The organism is Methylobacterium sp. A54F (genome assembly GCF_053346035.1).
Genome location: NZ_JBKFBF010000011.1, coordinates 186,282 through 201,521, shown reverse-complemented (window position 1 = coordinate 201,521; position 15,240 = coordinate 186,282). Strand labels below are relative to the sequence as shown.

Here is a 15,240-nt window from a genome sequence, read left to right as displayed (position 1 = left end):
CGGCGCGGACCTGCGCGACTCGGCCCTGCGCGAGTTCGCCCTCGTCACCCGCGGCCCCGAGCACGACGTGGTGGCGGTGGCCGACGAGGCCGGGCAGTTCGGCCCCAACCTCGTCTACAACACCGCCTCGCCCCGCCCCGTCGTCGGCACGCAAGGGCTCGTGCCCGCCGCCTGGGGCCGGGCGGTGGAGGCCTGGGCGGCGGTGCAGCTGCAGGAGCGCTTCCGCAAGCTCGCAAGCCCTGCCCGTGACATGCCTGCCCGCGAGATGGACCCGGTGGACTGGGCCGGCTGGATGGCGGTCCACGCGGTCGGCGAGGCGGCTGTGCAGCTGCGCTCGGCCGATCCCGACCGGGTGCGGGACCTCATCCTGTCCCCGGCCTTCGAGGTCGGCGGCTTCAAGGGGCGCGCCCTCGGCTTCCGGCCCTGGAACGGGCAGCTGCGCCAGCCCGTCTTCGTGCTCTGGCCCGGCGCCGTGGTGGCGGCCGCCCCCGTCGAGGGCTTCCTGCACAAGCGCACCGACCTCGACACGCTCGGCCTCGACGAGCCCGAGAGCGCCTGCCGGGCGATGCGCGGAGGAGACCGAGGCCCGTGATGATCCGCCCTGCCCTGCTGCTCCTGGTCTGCGCCCTGTCCTGCCTCCTGTCCTGCGCCGCCCCCGGCCCGGCCGCCGCGCACGAGGTCTTCGTCTCGAACGAGCGCGACAACACGGTCTCGGTGATCGACACCGCGACCTTCGAGGTCACCCGCACCTTCCCCGTGGGCCGGCGCCCGCGCGGCCTCGTCTTCTCCCGGGACGGGAGCCGGCTGTTCCTCTGCGCGAGCGACTCGGACGCCGTGCAGGTGATCGACCCCGCCAGCGGCCGGCTCCTGCACGACCTGCCCTCCGGCGAGGACCCGGAGCAGTTCGCCCTGGCGCCGGACGGGCGCACGCTGTTCATCGCCAACGAGAACAACGCCACCACCACGGTGGTGGACGCCCTGACCCGCAAGGTGCTCGCCCAGATCGACGTCGGCATCGAGCCCGAGGGCATGGCGGTGAGCCCCGACGGCACAATCGCGGTGACGACGTCGGAGACCACCAACATGGTCCACTGGATCGACGTGCCGAGCCTGACGGCCGTCGACGCGACGCCGGTGGGCCAGCGCCCGCGCCACGCCGAGTTCAGCGCCGACGGCCGCCGGCTCTGGGTGTCCTCGGAGATCGGCGGGACGGTCTCGGTGATCGACGTGGCGAGCCGGCAGGTGGTCCACACCATCGCGTTCGCGATCAAGGGGGTGTCGGGCGACCGCATCCAGCCGGTCGGCATCACCCTGTCGCGGGACGGGGGCCGCGCCTTCGTGGCGCTCGGGCCCTCGGACCGGGTGGCGGTGGTCGACACCGCGAGCTTCGCGGTTCTGAACTACATCCTGGTGGGGCGCCGGGTCTGGCACCTGGCGCTCACCCCGGAGGGCGACCGGCTGCTCACCACGAACGGCGTCTCGGGGGACGTGACGGTGATCGACGTGGCGAGCCAGCGGGCGATCAAGTCGATCAAGGTCGGGCGCTTCCCCTGGGGCGCCGCAGTGCGGCCGGACGGAAAGGCCGGGGACGACAAGCCCGCGGACGACAAGCCTACGGATGACAAGTCGGCCGGGGCGGAGCGGTGAGCCGGGGCGGACGGCTCCGTCCCTGCGGGGCGCACCCACCAGCCCCGTCATTCCAGGGCGCCGCAGGCGAGCCCGGAATCCAGGGGCGCCGACAGCGCCGGATCGGGCACCCGCGGCGGGTCTGGATCCCGGGCTCCGCTGCGCGGCCCCGGGATGACGGAGGGCGGGAGCGGGGAGCGATGCGGATCGTCGGGGGCCGCGGTTCGGCGGGCTGGGGGGCGTTTCTGCGGGCCCTCGTCCTGCTCCTGCTCGCCGCCCTCCCCGCCCGGGCCGGCACCCTCGACCGGGCGGCCCTGGAGCGGTTCTTCCCGGCCCCCCTCGTGGTGGGCGAGCGCGACGAGGCGCTGCCGGTCTGGCCGATCCTGAAGCAGGAGGCGGGCTCCTACGAGGTGTTCGCCTACGCCTTCGAATCCGGCGACTTCGCCCGCATCCCGGGCTTCGGCGGCACGCCCCCGAACCTGCTGGTGGCGCTGGCGCCGGACGGCAGCTTCCGCGACGCGCGGGTGCTCTCGCACCACGAGCCGGTCTTCCTCGAAGGCCTCGGCGAGGGGCCGCTCTTCGCCTTCGTGGAGCAGTATGCGGGCCTCTCGGCGCGCCGCGCCATCCGGGTCGGGCGGCCGAACGCCCGGGCGAACGGGGCCTCGCCGCAGGGCGTGGTCGACGGCGTCTCGATGGCGACCGCCTCCACGCGGGTGATCAACGAGACGATCCTGGCCTCGGCGCTGGCCGTCGCCCGGGCGAAGCTCGGCTTCGGCGCGGCCGCCAGCGCCGGCCTCCGGGTCGAGGCCAGGCCGGATTACGCGCCGCTCTCCGTGGCCGAGCTCGCGCGGCGCGGCTGGCTGAAGCGCTTCACGGTGACGAACGGCGAGGCCGACCGGGCCTTCGCGGGTACCGCCCTCGCGGGCATCGACGGCGGCCCGGCGGACGAGCCGCTGACCGACCTCACCTTCGCCTACCTCAACGTGCCGACGATCGGCCGCAACCTGCTCGGGGACGCCGCCTTCGCGCGGGTGATGCGCGAGCTCGGCCCCGGCGACCACGCGGTGCTGGTGATCACCGCCGGGCGCCTGAACCCGCTGGGGGAGGATTTCGTGCTGGGCTCGATCCCCGACCGGCTCGGCATCACCCAGGGCGGCCTGCAGGTGAACGCCCGCGACATGGCGATCGAGCGCCGCGGGATCGAGGAACTGCCCAAGGCGCTGGCGGAGGGCCCCTGGACGATCCTCAAGGTGGTGCAGCAGGCGGGCTTCGACCCCGCCGCGCCCTGGAGCCTCACCGTGAAGGTGGCGCGCGAGCGCGGCCAGATCTTCCCCGAGCGGGCCACCCGCGAGTTCTCCGCGGACTACGCCCTGCCGGCCGACCTGTTCACCCGCGAGGCGCCGGAGGCCGGGCCGAGCTGGGTCGATTCCTGGCGCCCCCGGGCGGCGGAGCTCGGAATCCTCGCCGCCATGCTCGGCGTGCTGGTGCCGGTGCTGGTGCGCCAGCGGGGCCTCGTGGCCGACAAGCCCCGCTTCGGCGCGTTCCGGCTGGCGTTCCTCGCCCTCACCCTCGGCTTCGTCGGCTGGTACGCGCAGGCGCAGCTCTCGATCGTGACCCTCGTCGGCCTCGTGCGGGCGGCGACGCAGACCCACGACCTCAGCTTCCTCCTCTACGATCCGCCCTCGCTCCTGCTCTGGGCCTTCGTGCTGGCGACCCTCGTGGTCTGGGGCCGGGGCACCTTCTGCGGCTGGCTCTGCCCGTTCGGCGCCCTGCAGGAACTCGCCGCCTGGGCGGCGCGGCCCCTGCGCCTGCGCCAGCGCGTCGTCCCGCCCCGGATCGACCGGCCCCTGCGGGGCCTCAAATACGCGGTGCTCGCCGTAATCCTCGGGGCCGCAGCGCTCGGCTCGCCCCTCGCCGACACCTTCAGCGAGGTCGAGCCGTTCAAGACCGCCATCACGCTCTACTTCGTGCGCGCCTGGCCGTTCGTGCTCTACGGGGCCGGGCTGATCCTCCTCAACCTCTTCGTCTACAAGGGCTTCTGCCGCTACCTCTGCCCCCTCGGGGCGGGCCTCGCGGTGCTCGGCCGGCTGCGCCTGTTCGACTGGATCCCCCGCCGGGCCGAGTGCGGCTCCCCCTGCCAGCTCTGCCGGGTGCGCTGCCGCTACGACGCGATCGTGCCCTCGGGCCGGATCGACTACGCCGAGTGCTTCCAGTGCATGGACTGCGTGACGATCATCCACGATCCCGCGCAGTGCGTGCCGCAGGTGATCGCCCGCCGGCGGGGGCGCGCGCTCGCGGTCGCGGAGGCCGCCGAATGACCGGCGCCCCGGGACCTTTTCGCCTCCGCCCCGCCCCGGAGCGGCGCCGGCTCCTCCTCGGGGCGGCCGGCGGCCTCGCCGCCCTCGGCCTGGGGCGGGCGGGCTTCGCGGCGCTCGCCCGGGCGCGCGGGCTCGTCGCCCGCACCCGCGCCGGCACGGCGCTCGGCACCACGGTCGCGCTGACCGTCGCCGGCCCGAGCGCCGCGGCGGCCGAGGCCGCCCTCGACGATGCGATGCGGGCGGTGCGGGCCGTCGAGGGGGCCCTGAGCCTGCAGCGGCCCGACAGCGCGCTGGCCCGGCTCAACCGGGACGGCCGCCTCGACGCGCCGGACCCGCTGCTCGACGAGGCGCTGGGCTTCGCCCTCGACCTCGCCGCGGCGAGCGGCGGCGCCTTCGACCCGACCGTGCAGCCCCTCTGGCCCCTCTGGGCCGAGGCCGCCGCCCGGGGGACGCGCCCGGACCCGGCCGCCCTCGCGGCGGCGCGCGCGCGGATCGGCTGGGGGCGGGTGCGGCGGGAGCCCGGCCGGATCTTCCTGGAGCCCGGCACCGCGCTCACCCTGAACGGGATCGCGCAGGGGCTCGCCGCCGACCGGGCGATGGCGGCGCTGACCCCCCACGCCATCGCGGACGCCTTCCTCGACACCGGCGAGTTCGGGGCGCGGGGGGCGCACGCCGACGGCAGCCCCTGGCGCCTCGGCATCGCCGACCCGCGCCGGCCGGGCCGGATCGCCGAGGTGCTCGACCCCTTCACGGGCTTCGCCGCGACGTCGGGCGACTACGCCACCGCCTTCTCGGCCGATTTTTCTGACCACCACATCTTCGATCCGGCCACCGGCCGCTCGCCCCGGGCGCTCGCGGCCGTGACGGTGCGGGCGGGGAGCGGCCTCCTCGCCGACGGCCTCTCCACCGCCGCGATGGTGCTGGGGCCCGAGGCCGGGGCGCGGCTCGTCGCGCGCTATCCGGGCGCCACCGCGACGTTCACTCTCAAGGCCTGCAACCTCAAGGCCTGACGGCGGGCATCGGGCCCGCTGTTGCAACCGGACGCTCGGCGCGACATACTTCGCCCCAAACTGAATGGCGGGCGATCGAATCCGCGCGGACATGGGAGGCGCGGCGTGGCGCACAGCACGCAGACGCGTGCGCATCGCTGCGGCGCGGTGACGATCTGGACCGATGCGGAGGCGGCCGAGGACGCCGCCGGGGCCGTGGCCCTGGCGCTCGCCGGGCGCGACATCGGCCAGCTCCTGGTGTTCTTCTCGCGCGACTACGGCCCCGAGGCCGTCAACGCCGCGCTCACCGCCCGCCTGCCCGGGACCGAGATCGCCGGCTGCACCACCTCGGGCGGCATCACGCCGGGCGGCGGCATCGACCGCGGCCTCGTGGCCCTCGCCTTCCCGCGGGCGGGCTTCCGCATCGTCTCGACGCTCCTCGGCGGCATCGGCGAGCACGACGTGGAGCGCACCGCCTCCGCGGTCCGGGCGCTGCGCCGCGGCCTCGACGCGGCCTGCCCCGACGGCGAGGACGAATGCCGCTTCGCCCTGTCGCTCATCGACGGGCTCACCAACGCCGAGGAGACGGTGGTCTCGGCGATCGCCTGGGCTCTCGACGGCATCCCCCTGGTCGGCGGCTCGGCCGGCGACGACCTCAACTTCCGCGACACGGTTCTGATCTGGGGCGGCGCCGTCCACCGCAACGCGGCGGTGCTGCTCCTCGTGCAGACGAGCTTCCCGATCCAGATCTTCAAGAGCGACAACTTCGCGCCGACGCCCAAGAAGTTCGTGGTCACCCGCTCCGACGAGGGCGAGCGGCGCGTGCACGAGCTGAACGCCGAGCCGGCCGCCCGCGAATACGCCATGTCGGTCGGCCTCGACCCCGAGAGCCTCTCGCCGATGAGCTTCGCGGCCTACCCGCTCGCGGTGAAGATCGGCGGCGAGTACTTCTGCCGCTCGATCCGCTACCTCAACGAGGACGGCTCCTTGAGCTTCTTCTGCGCCATCGACGAGGGCGTGGTGCTGACGCTCGCCGAGCCCCGCGGCATCGTGGAGACCACGCAGGCCGAGCTCGACCGGCTCGACGACGAGCTCGGCGGGATCGACCTCGTGATCGGCTTCGACTGCGTGCTGCGCCGCCTCGACGCCGAGATGCGCCAGGTCCGGCAGGGCATCTGCGACCTCTACCGGCGCTTCAACGTCGTCGGCTTCGAGACCTACGGCGAGCAGTACCGCTCGCTGCACCTCAACCAGACCTTCACGGGGGTCGCCATCGGCCGGGCCGGCGGCCGATGAGCCTCGGCGCGGCCCCCGACGCGCCCGACCTCGCGCGCCGCATCGAGAAGCTCGAGCGCATCAACGCCTCGCTGATGGCCCACGTGGAACGGACCATGGACCAGCAGGGCGGCGCCTACGCCCTGTTCCAGACCGCGATCATGCTCGACGGGCAGGTCCGCGCCCGCACCCGCGAGCTGACCGCCCTGATGGAGGCGCTGGAGCGCTCGAACGCCGCCCTCGTCGCGGCCAAGGAGGAGGCCGAGACCGCCAACCGCTCGAAGACCCGCTTCCTCGCCGCCGCCGGCCACGACCTGCTCCAGCCCCTCAACGCCGCCCGGCTCTCGGTCTCGGCCCTCTCGGGGCTGGCGCTGGGGCAGGAGGCGCAGGCGATCACCGGCCAGGTGGAGCGGGGCCTGCAGACCATCGAGGACCTCATCAAGGCCCTCCTCGACATCTCGAAGCTCGATGCCGGCATCGTCCGCCCGGCGGTGGCGCCGGTGCGCCTGCGCGACCTCGTCTCCGGCCTCGCGGCGAGCTTCCTGCCCTTCGCGGCCCGCAAGGACCTGCGCCTCGTCACCCGCGTCCCCGACCTCGTGGTGGCGAGCGACGTGGTGCTGCTCTACCGCATCCTCCAGAACCTCGTGTCGAACGCCGTGCGCTACACCGAGCGGGGCGGCATCCTGGTCGCCGCGCAGGCCCGCGGGGACGCCTGCCGCATCGCCGTCATCGACACCGGCCGCGGCATCCCGGAGCACGAGCGCGAGCTCGTGTTCGACGAGTTCCACCGCGGCGCCGCGAGCCCCGAGGACGGCGAGGTCGGCCTCGGCCTCGGCCTGTCGATCGTCCGCCGCATGGCGGCGGCCCTCGACCACCCCCTGGACCTCGCCTCGCGGGTCGGCCACGGCACCCGCGTGAGCCTGACCCTGCCGGTCCTCGACGGGGCGCCGGACGCGGTGAGCCCGGCTGCCCCCGTCACCACCACGCTCACGGGCGCCCGGGTCTTCGTCGTCGAGAACGACCCCGCCACCGCGGAGGCCCTGCGCCGGCTGCTGCGCAACTGGGACGCGGAGGTCCACGCCTTCCGCAGCCTCGCCGAGATGACCGCGAGCCTCGACGGCGGGGCCGCCGAGCCGCACCTGATGATCGTGGACTACCACCTCGACCACGGGCTGTGCGGCCTCGACGCGGTCCACCACATGCGGCGCGTGCGCGGCCGCCCGGTCCCCGCCATCGTGGCGACCGCCGATTACGGCCCGGCCATCGAGGGCGAGGTCCAGGCGCTCGGCTGCGAGCTCATGCTCAAGCCGATCAAGCCCGCCCAGCTGCGCGCGCTCCTCGCCTACATGCTGGCCTGAGGGCCGGCCTCCCCGGCCCCGGCCGAGCAAGCTCTCGTCCGCGCAACCTCACCTATACAACCTGGGATGTACAATGCATCAGCATACGTGTGCTGGTTGATCCCCTCCCTTAAAGCGCCATTAACTGCCAATAACGTAGGTGAATGCTGTGAAGGGTTCGCGACGACGGGTGTCGCGGCGCCGAGATCCGGACCTGACCATGCCTGCGAGCGTTCTTGCCGAGCTCGATACGCTCCCGGAGGCGCACGATTGCGAGGCCGGGCACGTGCCGGCCGAGCTGCGGGCCCTCAACGGGACCCGGGGGACCCTGGTGCTCGCGCCGGACGGGCGGATCCTGCGGGCGAACAACCGCTTCCTGCGCTGGTTCGGCTACGAGCTCGGCGACCTCGCCGGGCAGCCCCACGCGAGGCTCTGCCACCCCGAGGACCGCGCCGCGGCCGAGGACCTCTGGGCCGCCGTCGCCGCCGGCGCGGCGCACACGGTCCGCTGCCGGCGCCTGCGCCGGGACGGGTCCGAGATCTGGCTGCGGGCGACCTACACGCCGCTCGCCGGCGCGGACGGCCGCGTCGAGGAGGTGGTGGTGCTCGCGAGCGACATCTCCGCGACCCAGCTCCAGGCGGCGGCCGACCGAGGGCAGGTCGAGGCGATCAACGCCTCGCAGGCGGTGGTCCACTTCGCCCTCGACGGCACCATCCTGGACGCCAACGCGCTGTTCCTGCAGGTGATGGGCTACGCCCGCGAGGAGGTGGTGGGGCGCCACCACCGCATGTTCGTCGAGCCCGACTACGCGGAGAGCGACGAGTACCGGGCCTTCTGGGAGAGCCTCGGCTCGGGCCGCTACCAGGCGGCGGAGTACGTGCGCCGGGCCCGGGACGGGCGCGAGGTCTGGCTGCAGGCCATCTACACGCCGGTGCTGGACCTCGCCGGCCGCCCCTTCAAGGTCATCAAGCTCGCCACCGACATCACCCGCGAGCGCCTGCGGCAGGCCGACTTCCAGTGGCAGGTGGCGGCGATCCACAAGTCGCACTGCATCGCGACCTTCGACCTGCACGGCACGATCCTGGAGGCCAACGAGCGCTACCTCGCCGCCCTCGGGTACCGCCTGGAGGAGATCGCGGGGCGCCACCACCGGATGTTCGTCGACGGCGCCTTCGCGCACGGCGCCGAGTACGCCGCCTTCTGGCGGGCCCTCGAGGGGGGCGAGCACCAGAGCGGGCAGTACCGCCGGATCGGCCGGGACGGCCGGGAGGTCTGGCTGCAGGCGAGCTACAACCCGATCTTCGACATGAGCGGGCGCCCGGTCCGGGTCGTCACCTACGCGACCCCGATCACCGACGAGAAGCTCCGGCAGGCGGAGCAGCAGGGCCAGATCGCGGCGATCCACAAGGCGCAATGCGTCATGGCCTTCGCCCTCGACGGCACCATCCTGGACGCCAACGACAACGTCCTCGACGCGACGGGCTACCGGCTCGCCGACGTGCGCGGGCGCCACCACAGCCTGTTCGTCGAGCCGGAGGTCGCCGGGAGCCCGGCCTACGCGGCCTTCTGGGCGGCGCTCGCCCGGGGCACGTACCAGTCCGGCGAGTTCAAGCGGATCGGCCGGGACGGCCGGGAGATCTGGCTGCAGGCGAGCTACAACCCGGTCTTCGACATGAGCGGGCGGCCGCTCAAGATCGTGAAGTACGCCACCGACGTGACGCGGGAGAAGCTGCGGCAGGCCGACCACGAGGGCCAGGTCGCGGCGATCGCCAAGTCCCAGGGGGTGGTGACGCTCGCCCTCGACGGCACCATCCTCGACGTCAACGAGAACTTCCTCGCGACCCTCGGCTACGGCCTCGCGGAGATCCGCGGGTGCCACCACCGGATGCTGGTGGAGCCGAGCGTCGCGGCCAGCGCCGAGTACGCCGCCTTCTGGGAGACCCTGCGCGCCGGGCGCTTCCACACCGGCATGTACAAGCGGCTCGGCAAGGACGGCCGCGAGATCTGGATCCGCGCCTCCTACAACCCGATCCTCGACCTGAACGGGCGCCCCTACAAGGTCATCAAGTTCGCCACCGACGTGACCGCCGACGTGAGCCTCGCGGAGGCCTTCGAGGACGCCAAGCGCCAGGCCCAGCACGACGCCGCCACCGCCCTGCCGAACCGGCTGCGGCTCGCGAGCTTCATGGCCGCGGCCCTCGCCGCGCCCGGCGCGCGCCTCGCGGTGCTCTACCTCGACCTCGACCGCTTCAAGCCGATCAACGACAGCTTCGGCCACCACGTCGGCGACCGGGTGCTCGGCGAGATCGCCGACCGCCTGCGCCGGGCCCTGCGCAGCGACCAGATCGTCGCCCGCGTCGGCGGCGACGAGTTCGTGGTGGCTGCCCCCGACCTCGCCGAGGACGAGATCGAGCCGTTCTGCCAGCACCTCGTCGCGGCCGTCGGCCAGCCGATCGTCACCGAGGGCGGCGAGATCAAGGTCGGGATCTCGATCGGCATCTCGGTCTCGCCGAACGACGGGACCACGCCGGACGAACTGATGCGCTGCGCCGACACCGCGCTCTACCGATCGAAGCAGAACGGGCGGGGCACCTACAGCTTCTTCGCCCCGGAGATGAACGACCGGATCGTCTCCTCCCGGACGCTCGCCGACGACATGCGCCGCGGGATCGCCGCCGGGGAGTTCTTCCTCGAGTACCAGCCGCGCTTCGGCACCCGGGGGCAGCGCGTGAACAGCGTCGAGGCGCTGGTGCGCTGGTCGCACCCCGAGCGCGGGCGCATCAGCCCGGCCGACTTCATCCCGCTGGCCGAGCGCAGCGGCCTCATCGTGCCGCTCGGGACCTGGATCCTGCGGACCGCCTGCCGGGCGGCCGCGGCCTGGCCCGGGATCGGCGTCTCGGTGAACGTCTCGCCGATCCAGTTCCGCGACGGCCACCTCGTGGAGATCGTCACCGCGGCCCTCTCGGAGGCGGGCCTCGCGCCGGAGCGCCTCGAGATCGAGATCACCGAGGGCGTGCTGATGGAGGATGCCGAGCGGGCGCGCCGCCTGCTGGGCGAGCTCAAGGCGCTCGGCGTCAGGCTCGCGATGGACGATTTCGGCACCGGCTACTCCTCGCTGAGCTACCTGCGCAGCTTCCCCTTCGACGTGATCAAGATCGACCGGCAGTTCATCGCCGACATCGAGCACCGCGAGGGCGGGCGGGCGGTGGTGCAGGCCATCCTCGGGCTCGGCCGGGCGCTGGGCCTCTCCGTCACCGCCGAGGGCGTCGAGACGGTCGGCCAGCTCGCCATGCTGACCCTCGACCAGTGCAGCGAGGTCCAGGGCTACCTCCTCGCCCGGCCGATGCCGGACGAGAAGGTATCCGAGCTGCTGGCGCGCTCGGCCGACCTTGCGGCGGCCGAACCGCCCATCCGGGCCTGCGCCTGAGGGCCCCGCGCCCGCCCGCCGCATCTCCGGAGGCCGCACGCTCGCGTTGCATCGCGCGCGGGATGCGCGCAACTCTCAGCGGGTTCGTCCGCTGCGGAGGGCCCGATGACCGGCTTGCGGCCAGACCTGCGCCGAGACGCGCACCCGGACCTGCGCCGAGACGCGCACCCGGACCCGCGGCGGGATGCCCGGGCAGTCGGCCTCTCGCACCACATCCTGCCGACCGCCGGCACCATGATCGGGGTCTGCACCACACTGATCGGCCTCGTGAAGATCGTCGAGGCCCGCTCGGGCCCGAGCCACGTCGACGAGTACGCCGCCCTCGCCGCCATCCTGTTCCTGGCGAGCGCGGCCTCGTCCTACCTGTCGATGCGCCTGACGGCCGAGCACCGCTTCGCCCTGCGCCTGGAGCGCTCGGCCGACATCTGCTTCGTGGCCGGCCTGATCGGCCTGTCCCTGATCGCGATCCTGTTCGCCTACGAGACCATCTGATCCCGCCGTTCGATCGCTCTTGATCCGTATTGTAAAGACTTCGTTAAGGTTGAGATTGCGCTGTAGTCTTGACTGTTTTTCCTTGCGACCGAGAACAAGGAGACGAAACGAACATTGGATTCGGAACATGAGCGATCTACATCGATCTGAACCGTCGATGCCTGGTTCGGACAGGCTCGATCTCGCGGCCGGCCTCGTCTCGGCCTACGTCGCCGGCAACGCGCTGCCGGCCGCCGAACTGTCCCCGCTGCTGCGCCGGGTCCACGCGGCCCTCACCGCCCTCGACGGCACGGCGTCGACCGAACCGCCGGCCGCGCGGCCCGGGCCGGCCGAGATCCAGCGGTCGATCGGCCACGAGGCGCTGATCAGCTTCGAGGATGGGCGGCCCTACAAGGCGCTGCGGCGGCACTTGACGCTCCGCGGCCTGACCCCGGAGGGCTACCGCGCGAAGTACGGCCTGCCGGCCGACTACCCGATGACGGCCGCGAGCTATTCCGAGCAGCGCGCCGCGCTGGCGCGCCGGCAGGGGCTCGGCCGCAAGCACCGGGCGCCCGCCCAACGCCGGTCGGCGCCCGGCCGGGCGCCGTAGGACGCCCGGGGGCCTCCCGCACGGCTCCCGATCATCGGGCGGTCCTCCCCCCGCGCACGACGGCGCGGGAGGTTCGCGCGTGGGTCCCTAGTACGGATTCCCGTAGTACGGGCGGCGGGCGGGGCGCTCGTAGCTGCGCACCGGCCGCTCGTAGCGCGGATAGGTCTGGACGTAGGGGTCGAGGCGAGGGTCGCGGTAGTTGCCGTTGTTGACCCCCGCCGAGCGGTCGTTGCCGCTCAGCGCGGCATAGGGCGAGAGGCCGCTGCCGCCATCGCCGCCCCCGCCCCCGCCCCCGCCGCCCCAGGCCAGGGCCGCGCCGGAGAGCCCGAGGAGCAGGGCGGGCACGAGGGCCGTGCGGATCATCGTCTTGTTCATGGTGACCTCATCTGGCGGCCCAGCGGCCGTGCGCTGAGCGAACGGCCGGTCGGAACCGCGGGTTCCCTGACCTTCCCGCGCGCGGTCCGCGCGAGGGTCGATGCCGGTGAAATGGGGCGCCGGGGGCCGCTCCGGAACGCCGCCCGACCCGATGCCGCACCGCTCCGACCCGGACCCCGCGCGCGGGGCCGCCGCATCGTCCAGGATCTGCGAGGCGGCCGCAGCCGGGCTCAGTAGTTTTCGGGGCGCACGGACTGGTCGATCAATACAACCAAAGATTGCAATAATGGTTCCGGGATGCCTGAATGCCGCTGCGGGCACATCAAAAGGGGGCCGGGCATGCAACGAATGGACGAACGCGACGCGACAGACCTCGGGCGGCTGGCGACGTTCTTGGTACAGGCGAGCCTCGCCAAGGCGGTGGCGCCGAGCCCCGCCCTCGTCGCCCGCCTGCGCAGCCTCGAGCGGCGGGCGCTCGCCCTGCAGGCCGGGCCGCAGATCCTGCAGGTCCTCGCGTCCGGCCGCCGCCTCCTCGGCGACGCGGTCGCGGTGCCCGCGGTGCCGCGAAGCCGCCGCGCGCGGGGAGCCGGTGCGCCGCACCCGGCCCGGGGCTACGGCGAGGTCTCGGAGACGGCCTAGCGCACCGGGACCCGCGCCCTGCCCTCAGGGCACGCCCTCGGACTGCGCCGCCTGGCCCAGCCAGGCCCTCAGCTTCGCCGGCAGGGACCAGACTGCCTCCGGTCGCGGCGGCGGGGCCGCGCTCCGCGCGCCGTCCAGCCGGTCCTGCGCGTCGTCCAGGCCGAGCGGGTCCGCCTTGCGGCCGATGGCCAGGGCGCCTTCGAGGACGCGGATGCCCTCGTCGAAGGTGGCGTGGATCGGCAGCGGACCGTCGAGGTCGATGTGGGAGCGGATGAAGGCCGCCCGCCGCGCCTCGACCGCCGGGATGTCCGCGCAGGCGAGCCGGGTGACGAACGGGAGCAGGCGCTGGCGCTGCGCGTCGCTCGCCTCGTCGTTCAGGTAGAGCGCCAAGCGGCAGATCGGCCGCGAGAAGCAGGGCGGCATCGCGAGCGACGACTTGATCGGCCGGTAGGGGTAGCCGTGCGCCACCACCGCCGCCTCGTTGATGCACGTCCCGCCGTCAGGGCCCGGGAAGGGATGGGAGCCGCGCTTCAGCGTCCAGTTCAGGATTGGGTCGAAGTTGCTCATTGGCCACCTCGTGGTGAACCCCCGAGCAACCAAGCTCAACCCGCCGGCCCGCCCCTGTCAACTGTCTTCGTGGCCCCGCGCGACGCTCAGATCCGCGCGCCGTCGTCCCTCGGCGGCTTGCCGCAGCGGAAGCGGGCGACGCGCCAGCGGTCGTGGGTGTTCTGCCACTCCGCCATCTGGGGCTGGGCCACCGAGAGGCATTGCTGCGGGGTCGTCACCTCTTCGTTGAAGTAGTGGACCCGCGTGACGCAGTGCGTCGGGTTCGCGGCGAGGCACGTCAGGAAAAAGAGTCCGTAGAGCAACGGAAGATCCTCCGCGGCGTCAGATGGCGCGTCCTCCCCGCCTCCCCTGCCCCGCCCGGGTTCCGGGCGAGGCCTTCCGCGCCCCCCGGAGGGCTGCGGCTGACCCCTGGCGGAGCAAGGGTCGTGCCGGGCCAACCGGCGCGGCGGCCGCCGGGATCCGCCGCGTCGCCGGCGTGCGACGCGGCGCCCCGTCTCAGCGGGCGGCGGCGGCCTCGGCCACCACCTTGACGGCGGCCGGCGCGGCGGTCGCCGGCGCCAGGGGCTGCGGCGTGGTGGTCAGCTCGCCCGCCCGGCGGACCTGCTGCGTGGCCCGCGCCTGCTCGCGGTAGAGCGGGGGCGTGAGGTGGAACACCTCGTCCGCCCGGGCGGCATCCGCCGCGAAGACAGCCGATCCGATCAGGAGCAGGGTGAGGAGAGAAGCAGGGCGCATGGTCGATCTCCGAACTGGCCGCGGGACGCCGGCCGTTGAGGGGATTGAACCACGTTTTTGTGCGCTGCGATCTGCGCGTTTTGCAACGCACCATAGTGCAGAAGTGCGTCTGCCGCGCTGTTATGTTGCATTCGCTCGAAGCGCGCGAGGTTGTTGCGAAGCTCTCAGTCATGCGTCGGGCGGATGACTAGAAAATCTTGGCGGCGAACCAAAATTTTTTGCAGTGCAGTATGCTTCCCAGGTCTGCCCGGCGCGGCTCCGAGACCGGAAGCAAAGCGCCGATCGGCCCGTGTGCCAAACGGCACGACGGCCGGGGTCCGGCACCCCCAGATCATCCTCGTACAAGAACACACGGTCTGCCGCCCCGACGACGGAGACCGCGCTCGACGATCGGATCCAGTCATGACCCGCCTTGCTTCCACGGCCGCCGCGACGGCCCTCACCCTCGGCCTGTTCGGCGCGCTCGCGACCTCGGCCTTCGCGCAGAGCTACACCGCCCCCGCCGGCATCCCGGCCGTCACCGCGCCCGGCGGCCTCGCGGGCACCCCCCGCTTCGAGGCCCGGACCGGCGACCGGGACACCCTGACGACGGGCTCGCTCCGCGCCGCCCGCGGCCCGGCCTACCGCCTGTCCGGCCCGCATGCCGGCGGCCCGGCCGGCGATCTCCCGCGCGAGTAGTCTGCGGCGGACATCGCGCGCAGACGGAACCGAAGCACCCCGGGCGCCCGCGCCCGGGGTTTTTCGTGCGGCCCGGAGGCGGGTTCGCGGCTACGCCTTTTCGCCAGCCTTCGCGGCGGGCCGGACAATGCCAACATCGGGGCGAACGCCGGGCGGGGCCCGCGTCGCACGCCGCGCCGGATCCGCGGCGGACGGT

14 protein-coding genes and 1 pseudogene are annotated in these 15,240 nt (G+C 73.5%); 11 read left to right on the top strand and 4 right to left on the bottom strand.

All coding sequences use genetic code 11. The annotated features are described in order from the left end of the window. From ACLBXP_RS18830 to ACLBXP_RS18790, 9 genes and pseudogenes are all read left to right on the top strand, one after another. Positions 1-592, top strand: a pseudogene (locus ACLBXP_RS18830) (ABC transporter substrate-binding protein); the annotation flags it as partial. Next, on the top strand, positions 592-1,647 hold the full coding sequence (locus ACLBXP_RS18825; protein WP_447669278.1) for a YVTN family beta-propeller repeat protein: 1,056 nt from the start codon (positions 592-594) through the stop codon (positions 1,645-1,647). The pseudogene ACLBXP_RS18830 and the gene ACLBXP_RS18825, both read left to right, overlap by 1 nt. 179 nt (positions 1,648-1,826) lie before the next feature. Further along, positions 1,827-3,944 (top strand): 4Fe-4S binding protein, encoded by a 2,118-nt coding sequence (locus tag ACLBXP_RS18820; RefSeq protein ID WP_447669277.1) that lies wholly within the window; start codon positions 1,827-1,829, stop codon positions 3,942-3,944. Further along, the gene (locus ACLBXP_RS18815; protein ID WP_447669276.1) at positions 3,941-4,954 is read left to right on the top strand and encodes an FAD:protein FMN transferase; all 1,014 of its coding nucleotides are present in this window, start codon (positions 3,941-3,943) and stop codon (positions 4,952-4,954) included. The genes ACLBXP_RS18820 and ACLBXP_RS18815 overlap by 4 nt, the downstream gene beginning before the upstream one ends. A 105-nt stretch (positions 4,955-5,059) precedes the next feature. Continuing rightward, positions 5,060-6,229 carry an FIST N-terminal domain-containing protein gene (locus tag ACLBXP_RS18810; protein ID WP_447669275.1) on the top strand — a complete coding sequence of 390 codons (1,170 nt, stop codon included), beginning with the start codon at positions 5,060-5,062 and terminating at the stop codon, positions 6,227-6,229. Next, positions 6,226-7,566: an ATP-binding response regulator gene (locus tag ACLBXP_RS18805; protein ID WP_447669274.1), complete on the top strand. Its 1,341-nt coding sequence runs from the start codon at positions 6,226-6,228 to the stop codon at positions 7,564-7,566. The genes ACLBXP_RS18810 and ACLBXP_RS18805 overlap by 4 nt, the downstream gene beginning before the upstream one ends. 199 nt (positions 7,567-7,765) lie before the next feature. Next, positions 7,766-10,972, top strand: coding sequence for a PAS domain-containing protein (locus ACLBXP_RS18800; protein WP_447669273.1), 3,207 nt, complete (start codon positions 7,766-7,768; stop codon positions 10,970-10,972). A 105-nt stretch (positions 10,973-11,077) separates the two neighbouring features. Next, positions 11,078-11,464, top strand: a complete 387-nt coding sequence (locus tag ACLBXP_RS18795; RefSeq protein WP_447669272.1) for a hypothetical protein — start codon at positions 11,078-11,080, stop codon at positions 11,462-11,464. A 157-nt stretch (positions 11,465-11,621) separates the two neighbouring features. Beyond that, positions 11,622-12,053: a MucR family transcriptional regulator gene (locus tag ACLBXP_RS18790; protein ID WP_447669271.1), complete on the top strand. Its 432-nt coding sequence runs from the start codon at positions 11,622-11,624 to the stop codon at positions 12,051-12,053. A gap of 87 nt (positions 12,054-12,140) precedes the next feature. On the opposite strand, the gene ACLBXP_RS18785 is transcribed toward ACLBXP_RS18790, so the two are convergent. Beyond that, positions 12,141-12,428, bottom strand: coding sequence for a hypothetical protein (locus ACLBXP_RS18785; protein ID WP_447669270.1), 288 nt, complete (start codon positions 12,426-12,428; stop codon positions 12,141-12,143). Between the two features lie 348 nt (positions 12,429-12,776). Between ACLBXP_RS18785 and ACLBXP_RS18780 the strand changes: the two genes are divergently transcribed. Then, positions 12,777-13,067: a hypothetical protein gene (locus ACLBXP_RS18780; RefSeq protein ID WP_447669269.1), complete on the top strand. Its 291-nt coding sequence runs from the start codon at positions 12,777-12,779 to the stop codon at positions 13,065-13,067. A gap of 24 nt (positions 13,068-13,091) precedes the next feature. Here ACLBXP_RS18780 and ACLBXP_RS18775 read toward each other — a convergent pair whose 3' ends face one another. From ACLBXP_RS18775 to ACLBXP_RS18765, 3 genes are all read right to left on the bottom strand, one after another. Beyond that, positions 13,092-13,634: a hypothetical protein gene (locus ACLBXP_RS18775; RefSeq protein ID WP_447669268.1), complete on the bottom strand. Its 543-nt coding sequence runs from the start codon at positions 13,632-13,634 to the stop codon at positions 13,092-13,094. Between the two features lie 86 nt (positions 13,635-13,720). After that, positions 13,721-13,936: a hypothetical protein gene (locus ACLBXP_RS18770; protein ID WP_447669267.1), complete on the bottom strand. Its 216-nt coding sequence runs from the start codon at positions 13,934-13,936 to the stop codon at positions 13,721-13,723. 193 nt (positions 13,937-14,129) lie between these two features. Beyond that, on the bottom strand, positions 14,130-14,366 hold the full coding sequence (locus ACLBXP_RS18765) for a hypothetical protein (RefSeq protein WP_447669266.1): 237 nt from the start codon (positions 14,364-14,366) through the stop codon (positions 14,130-14,132). A gap of 402 nt (positions 14,367-14,768) precedes the next feature. Between ACLBXP_RS18765 and ACLBXP_RS18760 the strand changes: the two genes are divergently transcribed. Continuing rightward, positions 14,769-15,044: a hypothetical protein gene (locus ACLBXP_RS18760; RefSeq protein WP_447669265.1), complete on the top strand. Its 276-nt coding sequence runs from the start codon at positions 14,769-14,771 to the stop codon at positions 15,042-15,044. The last annotated feature ends 196 nt before the right edge of the window (positions 15,045-15,240 follow it).

Excerpts from the sequence above, each read along its gene's own strand:
- ACLBXP_RS18800 (WP_447669273.1), top strand. The coding sequence starts at position 7,766 with ATGCCTGCGAGCGTTCTTGCCGAGCTCGATACGCTCCCGGAGGCGCAC.
- ACLBXP_RS18825 (WP_447669278.1), top strand. The coding sequence starts at position 592 with ATGATCCGCCCTGCCCTGCTGCTCCTGGTCTGCGCCCTGTCCTGCCTC.
- ACLBXP_RS18765 (WP_447669266.1), bottom strand. The coding sequence starts at position 14,366 with ATGCGCCCTGCTTCTCTCCTCACCCTGCTCCTGATCGGATCGGCTGTC.
- ACLBXP_RS18795 (WP_447669272.1), top strand. The coding sequence starts at position 11,078 with ATGACCGGCTTGCGGCCAGACCTGCGCCGAGACGCGCACCCGGACCTG.
- ACLBXP_RS18815 (WP_447669276.1), top strand. The coding sequence starts at position 3,941 with ATGACCGGCGCCCCGGGACCTTTTCGCCTCCGCCCCGCCCCGGAGCGG.
- ACLBXP_RS18775 (WP_447669268.1), bottom strand. The coding sequence starts at position 13,634 with ATGAGCAACTTCGACCCAATCCTGAACTGGACGCTGAAGCGCGGCTCC.
- ACLBXP_RS18785 (WP_447669270.1), bottom strand. The coding sequence starts at position 12,428 with ATGAACAAGACGATGATCCGCACGGCCCTCGTGCCCGCCCTGCTCCTC.
- ACLBXP_RS18805 (WP_447669274.1), top strand. The coding sequence starts at position 6,226 with ATGAGCCTCGGCGCGGCCCCCGACGCGCCCGACCTCGCGCGCCGCATC.
- ACLBXP_RS18780 (WP_447669269.1), top strand. The coding sequence starts at position 12,777 with ATGGACGAACGCGACGCGACAGACCTCGGGCGGCTGGCGACGTTCTTG.
- ACLBXP_RS18790 (WP_447669271.1), top strand. The coding sequence starts at position 11,622 with ATGCCTGGTTCGGACAGGCTCGATCTCGCGGCCGGCCTCGTCTCGGCC.
- ACLBXP_RS18820 (WP_447669277.1), top strand. The coding sequence starts at position 1,827 with ATGCGGATCGTCGGGGGCCGCGGTTCGGCGGGCTGGGGGGCGTTTCTG.
- ACLBXP_RS18760 (WP_447669265.1), top strand. The coding sequence starts at position 14,769 with ATGACCCGCCTTGCTTCCACGGCCGCCGCGACGGCCCTCACCCTCGGC.